General features: G+C 39.5%; 17 protein-coding genes. 1 reads left to right on the plus strand and 16 read right to left on the minus strand.

The annotated features are described in order from the left end of the window. Window positions 1–30: 30 nt before the first annotated feature. From ACQKEV_RS17030 to metG, 7 genes are all read right to left on the minus strand, one after another. A complete protein-coding gene (locus ACQKEV_RS17030; RefSeq protein ID WP_427448002.1) occupies window positions 31–216 on the minus strand; it encodes a small, acid-soluble spore protein, alpha/beta type in 186 nt (61 codons plus the stop codon). Between the two features lie 116 nt (window positions 217–332). Next, window positions 333–596, minus strand: a complete 264-nt coding sequence (veg, locus tag ACQKEV_RS17035; RefSeq protein ID WP_016429962.1) for a biofilm formation stimulator Veg — start codon at window positions 594–596, stop codon at window positions 333–335. Window positions 597–743: 147 nt separating this feature from the next. Next, a complete protein-coding gene (rsmA, locus tag ACQKEV_RS17040) occupies window positions 744–1637 on the minus strand; it encodes a 16S rRNA (adenine(1518)-N(6)/adenine(1519)-N(6))-dimethyltransferase RsmA (protein ID WP_427448000.1) in 894 nt (297 codons plus the stop codon). Continuing rightward, window positions 1630–2196 (minus strand): ribonuclease M5, encoded by a 567-nt coding sequence (gene rnmV / locus ACQKEV_RS17045; RefSeq protein ID WP_427447998.1) that lies wholly within the window; start codon window positions 2194–2196, stop codon window positions 1630–1632. Before rnmV ends, rsmA begins: the two co-directional genes overlap by 8 nt. A gap of 204 nt (window positions 2197–2400) precedes the next feature. Next, window positions 2401–3618, minus strand: a complete 1218-nt coding sequence (locus ACQKEV_RS17050) for a ubiquitin-like domain-containing protein (RefSeq protein WP_427447996.1) — start codon at window positions 3616–3618, stop codon at window positions 2401–2403. 129 nt (window positions 3619–3747) lie between these two features. Then, window positions 3748–4518: a TatD family hydrolase gene (locus ACQKEV_RS17055; protein WP_427447994.1), complete on the minus strand. Its 771-nt coding sequence runs from the start codon at window positions 4516–4518 to the stop codon at window positions 3748–3750. A gap of 261 nt (window positions 4519–4779) precedes the next feature. After that, window positions 4780–6747, minus strand: coding sequence for a methionine--tRNA ligase (metG, locus tag ACQKEV_RS17060; protein WP_427447992.1), 1968 nt, complete (start codon window positions 6745–6747; stop codon window positions 4780–4782). A gap of 340 nt (window positions 6748–7087) precedes the next feature. Here metG and ACQKEV_RS17065 point away from each other — a divergent pair, with 340 nt between their 5' ends. Continuing rightward, entirely contained in the window at window positions 7088–7366 is a 279-nt protein-coding gene (locus ACQKEV_RS17065) for an AbrB/MazE/SpoVT family DNA-binding domain-containing protein (protein WP_427447991.1), read from the plus strand. 41 nt (window positions 7367–7407) lie between these two features. On the opposite strand, the gene rsmI is transcribed toward ACQKEV_RS17065, so the two are convergent. The 9 genes from rsmI to ACQKEV_RS17110 all read right to left on the minus strand — a co-directional run bounded on the left by rsmI (window position 7408) and on the right by ACQKEV_RS17110 (window position 14130). Further along, entirely contained in the window at window positions 7408–8289 is an 882-nt protein-coding gene (gene rsmI, locus ACQKEV_RS17070; protein WP_427447989.1) for a 16S rRNA (cytidine(1402)-2'-O)-methyltransferase, read from the minus strand. Beyond that, complete coding sequence (locus tag ACQKEV_RS17075) at window positions 8289–8561, minus strand: GIY-YIG nuclease family protein (RefSeq protein WP_427447988.1); 273 nt, start codon at window positions 8559–8561, stop codon at window positions 8289–8291. The genes rsmI and ACQKEV_RS17075 overlap by 1 nt, the downstream gene beginning before the upstream one ends. Further along, window positions 8548–9294 (minus strand): tRNA1(Val) (adenine(37)-N6)-methyltransferase, encoded by a 747-nt coding sequence (locus ACQKEV_RS17080; protein ID WP_427447986.1) that lies wholly within the window; start codon window positions 9292–9294, stop codon window positions 8548–8550. Before ACQKEV_RS17080 ends, ACQKEV_RS17075 begins: the two co-directional genes overlap by 14 nt. 63 nt (window positions 9295–9357) lie before the next feature. Continuing rightward, the gene (yabA, locus tag ACQKEV_RS17085) at window positions 9358–9723 is read right to left on the minus strand and encodes a DNA replication initiation control protein YabA (protein WP_427447985.1); all 366 of its coding nucleotides are present in this window, start codon (window positions 9721–9723) and stop codon (window positions 9358–9360) included. A gap of 25 nt (window positions 9724–9748) precedes the next feature. Continuing rightward, the gene (locus ACQKEV_RS17090; protein WP_427447984.1) at window positions 9749–10564 is read right to left on the minus strand and encodes a PSP1 domain-containing protein; all 816 of its coding nucleotides are present in this window, start codon (window positions 10562–10564) and stop codon (window positions 9749–9751) included. Beyond that, window positions 10557–11561, minus strand: coding sequence for a DNA polymerase III subunit delta' (gene holB / locus ACQKEV_RS17095; RefSeq protein WP_427447983.1), 1005 nt, complete (start codon window positions 11559–11561; stop codon window positions 10557–10559). Before holB ends, ACQKEV_RS17090 begins: the two co-directional genes overlap by 8 nt. 115 nt (window positions 11562–11676) lie before the next feature. Further along, complete coding sequence (locus ACQKEV_RS17100) at window positions 11677–12006, minus strand: cyclic-di-AMP receptor (RefSeq protein WP_269927547.1); 330 nt, start codon at window positions 12004–12006, stop codon at window positions 11677–11679. A gap of 55 nt (window positions 12007–12061) precedes the next feature. After that, window positions 12062–12706, minus strand: a complete 645-nt coding sequence (gene tmk / locus ACQKEV_RS17105) for a dTMP kinase (RefSeq protein ID WP_427447981.1) — start codon at window positions 12704–12706, stop codon at window positions 12062–12064. Beyond that, the gene (locus ACQKEV_RS17110) at window positions 12703–14130 is read right to left on the minus strand and encodes an aminotransferase class I/II-fold pyridoxal phosphate-dependent enzyme (protein ID WP_427447979.1); all 1428 of its coding nucleotides are present in this window, start codon (window positions 14128–14130) and stop codon (window positions 12703–12705) included. The genes tmk and ACQKEV_RS17110 overlap by 4 nt, the downstream gene beginning before the upstream one ends. Window positions 14131–14670 lie beyond the last annotated feature (540 nt).

Raw genomic sequence — 14670 nt, forward strand, 5'->3', positions numbered from 1 at the left:
GTCAGTCCCATTAGAAATCTAGTTTGCGACTTACTTCTTGTACTGTTGTCCGTTCATTAATCCGGCCTGTGCCATTTCAACTGCTCGTTTTACCATGTTTCCAGCATTACGAGAGGTGATGCCTCCCCAACCGTCACGCGTAACGACATCATAAAATCCAAGTTCTTTCGCAATTTCCTCTTTTAGATGATTCGACATTACACGATTACGTGGCATGTTTTTCCTCCTCTTGAGGACTGACAAGTTTAGTATGCACTGAAAACAAAAAAACACTCATGAAGGAATTCCTCCATGAGTGTCTTGTTAAAATATAAGTACATAAGTGCTAAAGATTATTTGACGACTACAAGTTCTTGCATTCCGTCAACAATTGTAATTTCTACTGCTTCAGTTAAAATATCTGTGTAGCTGTAAGACACACGCTCAAACGCGTTCTCGTCCTGATCAAGATCCACTACGAACACTGCATGATACGTTTCACGTAAAACGCCTGCTCGTTCAATCGTTTTCTTGCGACCACCGTTTGCTTTTAATTGCAAACGTTTACCTAAATGACAATCTAAAGACTTTTTAATATCGGCTAAAGTTTTTGGCATTTCGCTTACACCTCACTTAGTCATAAGCATACCATATCCACAAATATTTGTCAACCAAATTTATTATTTTAACAATGAACAAAAGCACTTGTCAATAAAATTCTTATAATTAAACTGTAATTTTTATTAATAAGTGTGCCAAGTTTGTTATAAAGTCGCAATTTCCTTGAAATCTGGCAGCAATAAATCTGCTAATTTTCCAAATTCCTGAATGGTTAATGTTTCCCCTCGACGAGTAGGATCAATATTCGCACCTTCCAAGGCCGCTAAAATCAAATCTTTCTTTTCTTTCCCGTGTGGAAGTTGAGACTGTAGATTGTTTAGAATTGTTTTCCTGCGTTGGGCAAAAGAAGAACGAGATACCGTGAATAAGAAATCTTCATCCAAAACATTTACAGGAGCCGTCTCATGCCTCGTTAACTTAATGACAGCTGAGTCGACATTAGGTTGTGGAATAAAGACTGTTTTTGGAACGGTCATGGCAATTTCAGCCTTCATATAGTACTGAATCGCGATGGACAATGAACCATAAGCTTTTGTACTAGGCGAAGCTGTAATACGATCCGCCACTTCTTTCTGCATCATGACAACCATTCCGCGAATCGGTAATTTTTCCATAAGCAACTTAATAAGAATCGGTGTAGTTACATAGTATGGCAAGTTTGCTACGACCATAACATCCTTGAATCCAGCCAATTTATCCTGCATTACTTCTGACACATTGGCTTTTAACACATCCGAATGGACAATCTCAACGTTATCGTATGGAGACAGCGTATCTTCCAACACTGGTAACAGGCGTTGGTCAATCTCAAAAGCAACCACTTGACCAGCAGTGCGTGCTAAATGCTCTGTCAACGCACCAATTCCGGGACCGATTTCAATGGCAGCCGACTCTTTTGTCAACTTTGCATGGCTGACAATGTTATGAAGTACGTTCGGATCGATTAAGAAATTTTGTCCTAAACTCTTTTTAAATGAAAAACCGTATTTTTTTAATATTTCCTGCGTGCGTTTTGGGGTTGCAATATCTTTACTCATGTATGCCCTCCTGATCCAATTGTGCTAAAGCTTTTTCAAATTGCCCGCTTTCAATTTGGAACATTGATAGTCTTTTTTGTAGTTGTTTGCCATTCGTATAACCAATCTGCAATAGCTCACCCAGTCGATCACGACGGGCTTTAGAACTAGGATGCCCAATTAATCGAGCTTCCATCAATTGGTGAAGTGGAATTTCTTCTATTTGATTCAATGTATTCCTCGGTGTATATACATTTAAAAGCGCTTGGCGTATATCTTCGTCCGCAGCATGCTCAATTCCAAGACCTTTTCCATTTTTCGCAATGGTTTTTTCTTTCGGTAAGAATGCATGCTTTACACCTGGTACCTGCTCTTCAATAATGGCACGTATTCGTCTGCCAGGATAATCGGGATCCGTAAAAACAATGACCCCTCTTTTATTTTGAGCATGCTGAATACGCTTGATGGTCTCTGGCGAAATAGCAGAACCATTCGTTTCAATCGTATCTGCTTTCACAGCACGCTTAATAGCAGTCGTATCATCTTTTCCTTCCACCACTATTACTTCTTCAATAAACACGATTCATTGCCTCATTTCCAACTGCTTCTTTGCCTATTTTACTTCCGCACAGCCCCATTGTACACAGAAAAGCGAAGCAGGCCATGATAGCCCAACACCGGTGCTGGAAGTTTCGTCCGCGGAAAGCGAAAGAAATAGCCGACCACCTTTGTTCCTCTAACGACAAAAAGCTTTCCCTCAAAAATGGGGAAAGCTGGGATTTAATTAATCTAAAACTTTAATTCGAACTTGTTTACGACCAAAGCCAAATGCTTGATCTGTCGTAGGCATGAATAAGTCAATCTTCATTCCTTTTATTGCTCCGCCCGTATCTCCAGCTACAGCGTGCCCATAGCCTTCAACCCAAACCTTTGAACCTAAAGGAATAACGCGCGGGTCTACCGCAATTACTTTTAAATGTGGATTTGAACGTAAATCGATACCCGTAGCGGTAATACCCGAGCAACCATTACAATAAGCTGTATAGGCTGTTGCAGATACATAAAATTCTTTTCCGTCAGGTTCTGATGAACTATCCGAACTTGAAGTACCACGTGAAACGCTTGCCGTAACAACTTTCGTTCCAACAGCCACGACTTTCTTTGCTGGTTCACTAATTACTTCTTCGCCTTTTAGAATACGAGCGACCTGTTTACCATTTTCAGAAATAATTTCATAAGTGCGTTTTATGGACCCTTGTTTTCCTTCTTGTACAACTTTTTCTTTACCTTTTAACAGGTTCTTATCTTTACGTGTTTCCACAGCGAAATTCGTTGCTGCTTCCACTACATCGGTGACTTTTTCTACGCGAACGACTTGTATAACATCGTTTGGAATCACTAGCTCATCCATTCTTTGTTCGACACGATCAAATTCATTCATTTGAATCTCTTGTTGTTTTAAAAAGTCAGCGACCGTAGTCGAAGTGGACCAAACCTTCATTTCATTGACACCATCTACGAGCGTTACTTGGAACGCTTTTTCAATCGCAATGTTTGTATCGGGTCCGACCTTGGCATCAAGCCCAGGTGTTAACTTATCTTGCTCAGAAACTTCAATCTTTGCTTCTGCTAAAACTTCACTAACTTGATCGGCAGTTGTTTGGATCATTTGTTTTTTCCCATCAACTGTAATCGTAATTTTTTTTGCCTGTTCCCACTTAATAGAAAGTCCTTCTTCTATTTTCGTGTTCAATGAGGGTGATACTAAATCAGCGTTGGAAACTTGAATATCTTGTTCATTCAATAAGGCTCCAACTGTATCTGCATGGGTGTGAACTTCTTGTTGTTTACCATTAACCGTCAAAGCGACAGTTTGTTTCGTTCCTACGAAAAGAACGGCTGATATGACAGAAACAATTAAGATAATTGCGATTGCTACTATTCCTAATTGCTTATTCCTCAATGTTTTGGTGAACAGGTTTTTCATGGAATTATTTGACATGAAAAACGCCTCCTTATCACTCGTGTGATTATATAGATTACAAAAATGCCTGTCAACCATTCGAAATTAGTCAAACAATTCAGGTTGAAAGAACCTCCTCTGTCCAAGTATTGGAGACGGTTCCATTTTTTATACAGGTAATTTGTAAAATTTTATGGCATTTTCAGTTGTGACTTTGCCTACTTCCTCAACTGGAATGTTTTTCAGACGAGCAATTTCTTCTGCTACTAGTGTTACAAGTGCCGGTTCATTGCGTTTTCCTCTATGTGGATGAGGTGCTAAGTACGGGGCATCCGTTTCGATCAATAAATACTCAAGTGGAATTTCTGCAGCAACTTCTTTCGGCTTCTTGGCATTTTTAAACGTTACAGGACCACCGAGTGAGATCATGAAATTCATCTCGATACAGATTTTTGCGGTTTCAACACTGCCACCGTAACAATGCATGACGCCACCCGTTGTTTCGGCCTTTTCTTCCTGCAGGATACGGATGACATCTTCAGTCGCATCACGGTTATGAATGACTATAGGCAAATTCACTTTTTGTGCCAAACGAATTTGTTTTCTAAATAATTCCTGTTGCACATCATGAGGTGATTTGTCCCAATGATAATCAAGTCCGGTTTCTCCAATTGCCACAACTTTTGGATGTGCTGCTAATTCTTCAATCCATAGTAAATCTTCTTCTGTACAATCAATAGCATCTACTGGATGCCAACCTACAACTGCATAAATAAACTCATATTGTTCCGCTAATGCAATTGCTCGCTTAATTGTTTTTCGGTCGAAACCAATGACGACCATATGGTTAACTTTTGCTTCGAGAGCTCGTTCAATGACTTCTTGTAAATCTTCATCGTATTGATCTGCATTTAAATGAACATGTGTATCTATGTACATAATTAATCGCCTCACATAATCTCTATTTTAGATTCAATAAATATTTCTGACATCTCTGTTTCGTAACAACTTGATGACGGTTGCATGTATTTCTCATAACATTCAGGACTAAATAACCTAAAAATGGTAATTACTTTTAATTGTATTATAATTCCAGTGATTCGAACGACCTAAACTTTCAAAAGAATAGCACGTTACAAATGATCGTTACAAGGAAAAAGCCTGTCCAGCAATTGCTGAACAGGCTTTTTAGATGTTGTTTTATTTTACTTTTGCACCGTTTACGAGTTTTTCATCGACCGTTGCCAATGTTAAATATCCATCTTTTTCTCCAGCAAGAATCATACCTTGTGACAGTTCTCCGCGCAGTTTAACAGGTTTCAAATTGGCTACAACAATCACTTTCTTGCCTACTAATTCTTCGGGTTTATAACTCTTTGCAATACCTGAAACTACTTGGCGTTGCTCGTATCCCAAATCTACCTGCAGCTTCAATAATTTATCTGCTTTAGGGATTGCTTCACATGCCGTAACCGTTGCAACTCGCAAGTCCACATTCATGAACTCGTCGATTGTTATTTCTGGAACATCTGGAGCATCTTCTTTTACAGATTCTGCCACTACCGCTTCTTCCACTTTTACCGGACCACGCATTTGTTCTTGAATATACGTAATTTCTGTCTCCACTTCTAGCCTTGGGAAAATCGGTACGCCTTTTTCAATCACTTTTGTACCACTTGCAATGATTGATGCGTTTTCAAGTGATTCCCAAGTCAATGCATCTGCAGACAAACCTAGTTGCTCAGCAATTTGTTTTGGAGCGTTTGTCATGAACGGTTGCAAGTAAACGGCTATTTTACGAAGGCTTTCAGCCAAGTTCCACATAACTGAACCTAATTTTGGTTTGTCTGATTCTTCTTTAGCCAGTACCCATGGTTGCGTTTCGTCAATGTATTTATTCGTACGAGAAACAAGAGACCATAAATCGCTTAACACGATACTGAACTGCATTTTCTCCATACTTGCTTCATACTTTTCTTTCACTTCTTTTGCATGCGCTTGTAATGTCGCATCAAATTCTGTAGGTTCATTTCCTTCTGTCGGAATCACACCATCAAAATACTTATTCATCATGGAAACAGTACGATTCAGTAAGTTTCCTAAATCATTTGCCAAGTCATAGTTGGTGCGTTCCACAAAAGACTCTGGTGAAAAGACGCCATCGGAACCGAACGGCAACTCACGTAATAAGAAATAACGTGTAGCATCCAATCCATAACGATTTACTAATAATTCCGGTGTGACAACATTGCCTTTAGACTTTGACATTTTCCCGTCTTTCATCATGATAAAGCCATGTGCAAACACTTTTTTCGGTAACGGTAAATCCAAAGCCATCAAGAAAATAGGCCAGTAAATCGTATGGAATCTCACAATGTCTTTTCCAACGACATGTACATCAGCAGGCCAGAACTTATTAAATAACGATTCATCATCCGACTTATAGCCGAGTGCTGTAATATAGTTTGATAAAGCATCTACCCATACATAGATTACATGTTTTGCGTCTCCAGGTACTCGTATTCCCCAATCAAATGATGTTCGGGACACCGATAAATCTTCCAACCCTGGTTTGATGAAGTTATTGATCATTTCATTTTTTCTAGACTCAGGTTCAATAAATTCAACGTTATTTTCATAATAGTTTAGCAAGCGGTCAGCATATTTTTTCATATTGAAGAAATATGATTCTTCTTTGACTTTTTTCACAGGACGTCCACAGTCTGGACAGTTTCCATTTTCCAATTGTGATTCAGTAAAGAAAGATTCACACGGAGTGCAATACCATCCTTCATATTCACCTTTGTAAATATCGCCGTTATCAAGGAATAACTGGAAAATCTTTTCGACACCATCTTTATGGCGCTGTTCAGTTGTTCGAATAAAATCGTCATTGGAAATGTCCATCAATTCCCAAACTTGCTTGGAAGCTTCTGCAATTTCATCTACATAAGATTGTGGATCTTTTCCAGCTTCTTGTGCTTTCTCTTGAATCTTTTGGCCATGCTCATCCATTCCCGTTAAAAAATGAACATCAAAACCACGTAAACGCTTATAGCGAGCCATCGCATCAGAAGCCACTGTTGTATAAGCAGTCCCTATATGGAATTTACCGCTTGGGTAATAAATTGGAGTCGTAATATAAAAAGAATTTCTTTGGTTGTTCAATTAAATTCGCCCTTTCGTGCCAATAAAGTAGTAATACTATTCTATCTGAGTACCAGAATTGTTTCAATGATGTATAATTGACGAAAAATGTCGAATAATAATTACGGGATTTGAGTACCCAGTTTTTTTCAATTATTGCCATATTATTGACATATATTAATTCATATATCAAATATATTATATTTTGACTATAAAATATCATATTATTAACAATTATTACTATGAATTGGAAGTAATTTTTATTGACGTAGCTGCCAGTACTTGGTATGATAAATAACAGACAAGAAAGAAATGTCGAAATTTGACGAATTACTTTTATAATTCGAGAGGAGTACTTTTCATGAAATCTACAGGAATCGTTCGTAAAGTTGATGAATTAGGACGCGTAGTTATTCCAATAGAGCTTCGCCGTACACTTGGCATTGCTGAAAAAGACGCATTGGAAATTTACGTGGATGACGATAAAATCATCTTGAAAAAATACCTGCCAAACATGACTTGTGCTGTAACTGGTGAAGTATCAGATGACAACCTACGTTTAGTAGGCGGAAAACTGATCTTAAGCCCAGAAGGCGCAGACTTGTTGGTAAAAGAAATTCAAACTAACTTGACTAAATAATTTCAAAATCCGGGGCGACTATTTGTCACTCCGGATTTTTTTTATTCTTCAATATGATACTGTTGATACACATCCCGCTTCGGTAGATCTCTGTCCTTGGCCACAACTTTAATGGCTTCTTTCGAAGAAAGCGACTGATTTTCTATCACATGGTTAACATGCTCAGTTATGGATAAATTGATCCACCATTTTTCAGTTTCATCCGGATTTTCTTCTGTAGAACCTTCAATAACCATTACAAATTCGCCACGCACTTCTTCCTTCTCTGCCCAAGCCACAGCTTCTTCCAAAGTCCCTCTTACAAACTCTTCGAATTTCTTTGTCACTTCCCGCGCCAACACTACTTTTCGTGAAGAACCCAGTATTTGTTGAGCATCCCGCAGTGTTTCTTTTAGTCGATGAGGAGCTTCGTAAAACAGCATCGTTTCTTTGTGGTATTGAATGGCTTCAAGTGTAGCTTTTCGATCTTTCTTTTGCCTTGGGAGAAAACCATAAAAAGTAAAAGCCAAGGTTGAAAGTCCAGATGATATTAACGCACTTAATGCAGCATTCGCACCAGGAATCGGCACGACGGATAAATTCTCTGCAACCGCTTTTGCCACAATATCCGCTCCTGGATCGGAAATGCACGGTAAACCAGCATCACTGACAAGTGCAATATTCTTTCCATTACGCAGAAGCTCTAAAAGCTTGTCCCCGCTATATTCCAAGTTATGCTCATGGTAGCTAATGAGTGGTGTATCAATTTCAAAGTAATTACACAGTTTCTTCGTATTACGTGTATCTTCGGCAGCAATATAATCCGCTTCTTTCATCATACGAATCGCGCGAACGGTCATATCCTCCAAGTTTCCAATAGGTGTCGCCACCAAATACAATATACCAGTAGTCGATTTTCCTGAAAAACTCTTTTGTGCATGCATTATCGTTCACCTCTCATTCCATTTGCCATATAGACTATTTTCTCACTCTTCTTCAACTGTTTAAATGCATACTCCGCTTTCATCGCCAGTTGTTTCGTTTCGAATGCTTCCTGATAAATACATGTAACCGGCAGTCTTGCCCGAGTATACTTGGCGCCTTTGCCGTTGTTATGGACGTTTATACGTTTTGTTAAGTCATTGGTATAACCGGCATAATAGGAGCCATCGGAACATTCCAACACATAAAAAATATGCTCGTTAGTTCTCTCCATAAAGCATCTCACGCACTTCTTCCGTATATTCACCTTTTTCATCGTACACATACAAAGGAGGAAGAATTTTTAAATCGGGTTTTCCATCTTTGATTCCTTCTATTAATAAGGTGTTCGCTTCTTTTCCTTCTTTCGGATAAACAAAGCGAATGCGTTTTGGCTCCAGTCGATTTGCTCTCATTGCCGTCACGATATCTAACAATCGGCCTGGTCGATGAACAAATGCCGCTTTTCCACCTTGTTTCAGCAACTGACTTGCAGATTGAACGGCTTCGTCTAAAGTTAAATGAAGTTCGTGTCGGGCAATCGCTAAATGTTCTTTCAAGTTTTTATTACTTGCTTCATGCGCAGGAAAATAAGGAGGATTACACGTTACCACATCATGTTTTTCAATCCCAAGATCTTTGGGAATGGTTTTGACATCCCCTTCAACAATCGTTATTTGGTCATTTAATTGATTATAGCTCACGCTTCTATTAGCCATATCTGCTAAACGTTGTTGTAATTCCACACCTGTAATCTTAGCTTTCGTTCTTGCACTTAGAAATAAAGGAATAACACCGTTTCCAGAACATAAATCAACGATTGACCCTTGTTTAATCGGTACATAAGTAAATTTGGCAAGCAGTACTGCATCTAATGAGAAGGAGAACACAGACGGACTCTGAATAATCCGTAGATCCTCTGCAAGTAAGTAGTCTAATCTTTCATCATCTTGTAAGTCGATTTCCATTATTTAACCCTCCGACATAACAAAAGACCGACATCCACTTGTTGAAGTGGAATCAGTCTTTCATCACCCGTTTTGTTTATTTAAAAATGAAAGGCAGAACAAACAATCTTCGCCTTTACGTGAGCTTCCAAAGTGCACATGACACACATGGAACCCTTCTTGATACAATCTTGCCAAGTTATCGTAACCTTCTCCAATATCAATCCGGCTTAATTTTTTTGCATTCAGTTCGGACTGTTTCAGGACTGCTTCTTCCGCCGCATGAATTTCATCCAAACGCGTCCGAAGAAGGAAGTTCTCTTGTTGCAAAGACTGATGTTCTTCCATCATCAAAGCCACGAACTCTTTAAGTGCATGGAACTGCCCTTGCAATGATTCAAGTTGCTGTTCAAACTCCATGACCGTATCCAAAAAATTACGATCTTTCACGTACATCACCTCGTTGTTCAGTCCATTACACTTGGTTTTCTGCAAACTGCTGAATTTCTTCTAATGTATAGTCTAGCACACGTTGTTGCTCAGCTAATTCAACTTGCATCACGCGTTCCAATAAGTTAATTCCGACGACTTTTCCTTTGCCATCCGGTGTAGAAATTCGCGCACCCATATCTGGCATTAACTCTTTTGCTGTTTCATACTCGTCATTTTCGTATTTTAAACAGCACATCAACCTGCCGCATAAACCCGATATTTTTGATGGGTTAAGGGAAAGGTTTTGATCTTTGGCCATTTTGATTGAAACAGGTTCAAAATCACCTAAAAATGTTGAACAACATAACATACGGCCACATGGTCCGATACCACCAAGCATTTTTGCTTCGTCTCGTACCCCAATTTGACGTAGCTCGATTCGAGTTCTGAATACAGAAGCTAAATCCTTTACCAGATCACGGAAGTCAACTCGACCTTCGGCTGTGAAATAAAAGATGATTTTATTTCGGTCAAATGTATATTCCACATCGACCAGCTTCATATCCAATGTGTGTTCAACAATCTTCTCTGTTCCTAGCTCAAAGGCATGTTGCGACTCAAGTTGGTTCTCATCAACTTGAAGACGATCACGCTCATCAGCGGGACGTACGACTTGTTTAAGCGGCAACACCACATCGTGTTCCTCCACTTGTTTTACAGGAACAACGACCTTCCCATATTCTACCCCTCTTGCTGTCTCAACTATAACATACTGATCTTTTTCTAAAGGAAAATCAGCTGGATCAAAATAATATATTTTACCCGCTTTCTTAAAGCGGACACCTACCACGTTATACAAACGAAAACCCCTCCTGCAGATTCAGCATTAACTGTTCCATTAACAGCGTCCGATTCATATTACGATGCAGTTGTTGCTTCGCTTTTAATATCGCCTCTATTTTATTAGACAAGTGCTCATATGTAGTATGAAGTGCACGTTGTTGATAAAAGGGCAAAAAATCAGGATACGCGTATGCTGAATCACTATTAGCCTTAACTGATACTAAATCGCGGTATGCGAATAAAAGTAAATCCAATGCTTGTTCTGTTTCTTCTTTCTCTTTTAACAAAGGTAACCATTCCTCATGTACGATCAACATCGCTTCATGTACATTGGATTCGACTGCCTCTACTAATTTTAACACTGTTTTTCGGACCTGTGCAAACTGCTCATCTTTTGCCAACTGTAAAGATTCTTCCAAATCGTTCGTCAGCATAGAAACAGTTGCCGCCATAGATGCTGTTAAACCTTCACCTATCAGCACTTTTACTCGTTCTTCATAGGGAATAGCTGGGAAAGAAATAATTTGACTACGCGAACGGATTGTCGGTAAAATCGCATGTGGTTTTTCCGTCAATAATATCGCTGTTATCAATCCTTCAGGTTCTTCCAAAAATTTAAGCAATGTATTCGCAGCAGATGCGTTTAAGCGATCTGCCCGGTGGAGCACATATATTTTACGACCAGCTTCAAGGCCTGTTTTATTCATCTCATATATTAACTGCAGCATTTGATCTTTTTTAATATCTTGTCCATCCGGTTCGATTTGAATAAAGTTTGGATGGTTGCCAGATTCAAATCTTCTGCACCCTCGGCACGTTTCACATGAAACATTTTGTACGGGTTGTTCACATAATAATAATTTCACAAACGATCGCATGACCGCTACTTTGCCTGTTCCTTTCGCTCCTTCAAAAAGATACGCATGAGCAACACGATTCTTTTGAAATACCGTTTGAAGTTGTTTCATTACAACTGGCTGTAACTGTCTGACATCATTTTGGTTTGCATCCATGAAGTTGCTCACCCTTTCTTTTTGAAAAAACCCGTGCTCCGGACATCCGGAAAACACGGGATTTTTCGTGTGTAGCTAAATAAAATTGTTTCATAAGTGCAATATGGTAATAAGTCTAAAAATGATGGAACTGTTCAATCGGAAGCACAAATACTGTCGCTCCCCCTACTTCAACTTCTACAGGATATGGAATGTATGAGTCAGCGTTACCGCCCATTGGCGATACCGGAGCAACCATCTGCTCACGAGAACGACAATTATCACGAATTAAATCCAATGCTTTCGGTATTAATTCATCTTCGGTACCGATTAAAAACGTCGTATTGCCTGATCGTAAAAAACCACCAGTACTTGCTAATTTGGTTGCACGAAAGTCACCCTTCGTTAGTGCGCTTGATAAACGGTTACTATCTTGATCTTGCACCACAGCCACTATAAGCTTCATCAACTCGACCCCTTTTCCGGAAGTTCTTCCTACTATTATAACATGAAAAGTTTGTTCATTTCATACGTGAAGAAAGAGAATTTTTCAGAACATTCAGTACGTATTCCGTTACTTCTTCCTGTGATTTTGAAGCATCCACCACATGTATTCGTTCAGGATATCTTCTAACGACTTCCCGGTAACCTTCTCTGACTGCTTCATGAAATGCCAAGCTTTCTACGTCTAGTCTATTCTTTTCCCTCTCATCATGTTTTGCAATCCTTTTGAGTCCTAATGAAGGCTCCAAATCAAACAATAAGGTTAAGTGAGGCATTAATTTACCAATAGCGAACTCATTGATGGAAAGAACTTCGTCAATTCCCAGCCCACGAGCGTGTCCTTGATATGCAAGGGAGGCGTCAATGAATCGATCACACAAAACGATTTTATTTTCATTTAATGCGGGCTCGATTTTCTCCACCAAGTGTTGTCTTCGCGCTGCTGCATATAGTAGAGCTTCCGTACGTCCGTCCATTTCCGTGTATTCGTTATTTAGTATGACTTCACGTATATGCTCTGAAATACGAATGCCACCCGGTTCACGTGTTGATACGATGTCATATCCTTCTTTTGTTAATTGAGCAACGACATCACTCATCACTGTTGTTTTTCCTGCGCCTTCTGGTCCTTCAATCGTTATAAAAAATCCCTGGTTGTTCATACTTTTTCCTCCTTCAAGACAAGCAACTGTTTTCGGCTCAAATCATGCTCACCTTGAATTGTTGCACCACTCGCTAAATAATCAGCAAGCATCTTCAATTTATTCGTTGTAATTTTTTCCCCGCGGACAAATAAGGGAATGCCTGGCGGATAAGGAATGACCATTCCTGCACAAATTCGGCCGTTTGCTTTGGTAAATGAAATCCATTCACTGTCTGATGCCTGTAGCTCTTTATATGGAACAGCCAAAGTTGAAAGTGCTTCTATTTCATGCGAATAATCAATTTCCACTTTATCTCTTTGCTGATTAGAACATTTTTCAACAGCAGCTTTTATTTTCTTTCGTATTTCTGCAAAAGGAAAGTGATGTCTCGCTTTTAATAATGGTAAAATCATCAATACTTGCTCTGGGTCTGCAAGCTCTACATAAATCCCTTCGCGCTCCAACTGTTTTTGCAAAGTAAAACCGGTATGATGGGGTACCCTTAAGATTAATTTCAATGGGTCATCGACTTCTATAACTTCAAGTGAAGATATGGTTTTCAAGCTATTCAAAAACTGCTGACGAGTCTTAATAAACAACTGGTGATCTTCATGCGCATACGTTCCAATAAAATGCCGCGCATCATCCAACGAAGCGAGTATAAGATATGATGGGCTACTAGATTGAAGCATGCGCAAATAACGATTCACTTTATCTTTGGACACTAGACTTGAGTTAATATGTAGATATGAACCCATTGTTAAAGCGGGTAGAGTTTTATGAGCTGACTGGACAACCACATCTGCCCCCATTTCAAGTGAAGATATCGGAAATTCGCCTTTTCCTATAAAATGCGCTCCATGCGCTTCATCAACAAGAACAGGAATTCCGTGCGCTTGCGTCAAACGAATCGTTTCAACCATCTCAGGATTTGTAACGCCATAATAAGTGGGATGCGTTAAAATAATTGCTTTGGCATCTGGGTAATAGTCGATAGCCGCCGATACAGTAGTCAAACTGACGTGTGAAGGCGTATATGTCTCTTCATCCCATTGAGGTGTTAAAAACACTGGTTGAGCACCTACTAGTTCAAGTGCATGAAATACCGACTTATGTGCATTGCGTTGCACCAGTACCCGATCGCCTTCCCCACAAGTTGCATACACCATGGCTAAATTTCCAACGGTAGAACCATTCACCAGAAAATAACTGTGTTGCGCACCGTAGGTTTTTGCCAACAATGCTTGTGCTTCTTCTATGACTTCTTCTGGATGGTGGTAATCATCAAGTCCACTGAGCTCGGTATAATCAAACTTCATCACATCTTTGAAAGCACGTGGCAACTCAGACAATGCTCCATGTTTATGTCCTGGCACATGAAACGAGCTATTTTGATTTTCATAAAAACGTTTCATTGCTTCTACTATTGGCCGTTCATTCATTCCTAATCCCTCACACTTTTCATATAGCTTTATTATACATCAATATAGATTTTCTTACTGTTGACCACTGCTATCTCAATAGTTGAACTTTTAAATTTAGGCTTCTTTAATAATGTAGCGTCAGTGATGGCTCCCATTTAGGTGAGTTATGATCGTGTGGTGTCTCATTAAGCAAGTTAAGTAGGGGAATGAAACTAGGTTTTGTTCGAGAGGTGCTTTCGAATATTTATCGCTCAAAGCCGTCTCACTCGCAAGTTTACTTGCTGAACGAACCGACTCCTTTTTGATCGACTTCCTCTAAAGAATCCCTCTCCAACAGAAAAGAGCCATTCAACGTCAGTGGAATGGCTCCCATTTGGGGGTTCGGGTTCAAAATATGAATAGCTTTATAACCTCTTAATGGTCTTGTTTCCGCTTCGCTCCTGTTCAAACCCTTAAAAAAGATCACAAAAAAACCGCTACCTCGGAAGGTACCGGTTTTTTACTTTGCCTAGCGACGTCCTACTCTCACAGGGGGAAACCCCCAACTACCATCGGCGC

It is taken from the genome of Paenisporosarcina sp. NPDC076907 (assembly GCF_050269735.1).
Classification (GTDB): domain Bacteria; phylum Bacillota; class Bacilli; order Bacillales_A; family Planococcaceae; genus Paenisporosarcina.

Bases quoted from the DNA above. Each gene is read 5' to 3' on its own strand.
- rsmI (WP_427447989.1), bottom strand. From the start codon at position 8,289: ATGCATGCACAAAAGAGTTTTTCAGGAAAATCGACTACTGGTATATTG.
- ACQKEV_RS17110 (WP_427447979.1), bottom strand. From the start codon at position 14,130: ATGAATGAACGGCCAATAGTAGAAGCAATGAAACGTTTTTATGAAAAT.
- ACQKEV_RS17065 (WP_427447991.1), top strand. From the start codon at position 7,088: ATGAAATCTACAGGAATCGTTCGTAAAGTTGATGAATTAGGACGCGTA.
- ACQKEV_RS17075 (WP_427447988.1), bottom strand. From the start codon at position 8,561: ATGGAGAGAACTAACGAGCATATTTTTTATGTGTTGGAATGTTCCGAT.
- rsmA (WP_427448000.1), bottom strand. From the start codon at position 1,637: ATGAGTAAAGATATTGCAACCCCAAAACGCACGCAGGAAATATTAAAA.
- veg (WP_016429962.1), bottom strand. From the start codon at position 596: ATGCCAAAAACTTTAGCCGATATTAAAAAGTCTTTAGATTGTCATTTA.
- ACQKEV_RS17100 (WP_269927547.1), bottom strand. From the start codon at position 12,006: ATGAAGCTTATAGTGGCTGTGGTGCAAGATCAAGATAGTAACCGTTTA.
- ACQKEV_RS17080 (WP_427447986.1), bottom strand. From the start codon at position 9,294: ATGGAAATCGACTTACAAGATGATGAAAGATTAGACTACTTACTTGCA.
- tmk (WP_427447981.1), bottom strand. From the start codon at position 12,706: ATGAACAACCAGGGATTTTTTATAACGATTGAAGGACCAGAAGGCGCA.
- ACQKEV_RS17055 (WP_427447994.1), bottom strand. From the start codon at position 4,518: ATGTACATAGATACACATGTTCATTTAAATGCAGATCAATACGATGAA.
- holB (WP_427447983.1), bottom strand. From the start codon at position 11,561: ATGGATGCAAACCAAAATGATGTCAGACAGTTACAGCCAGTTGTAATG.
- ACQKEV_RS17030 (WP_427448002.1), bottom strand. From the start codon at position 216: ATGCCACGTAATCGTGTAATGTCGAATCATCTAAAAGAGGAAATTGCG.
- ACQKEV_RS17050 (WP_427447996.1), bottom strand. From the start codon at position 3,618: ATGTCAAATAATTCCATGAAAAACCTGTTCACCAAAACATTGAGGAAT.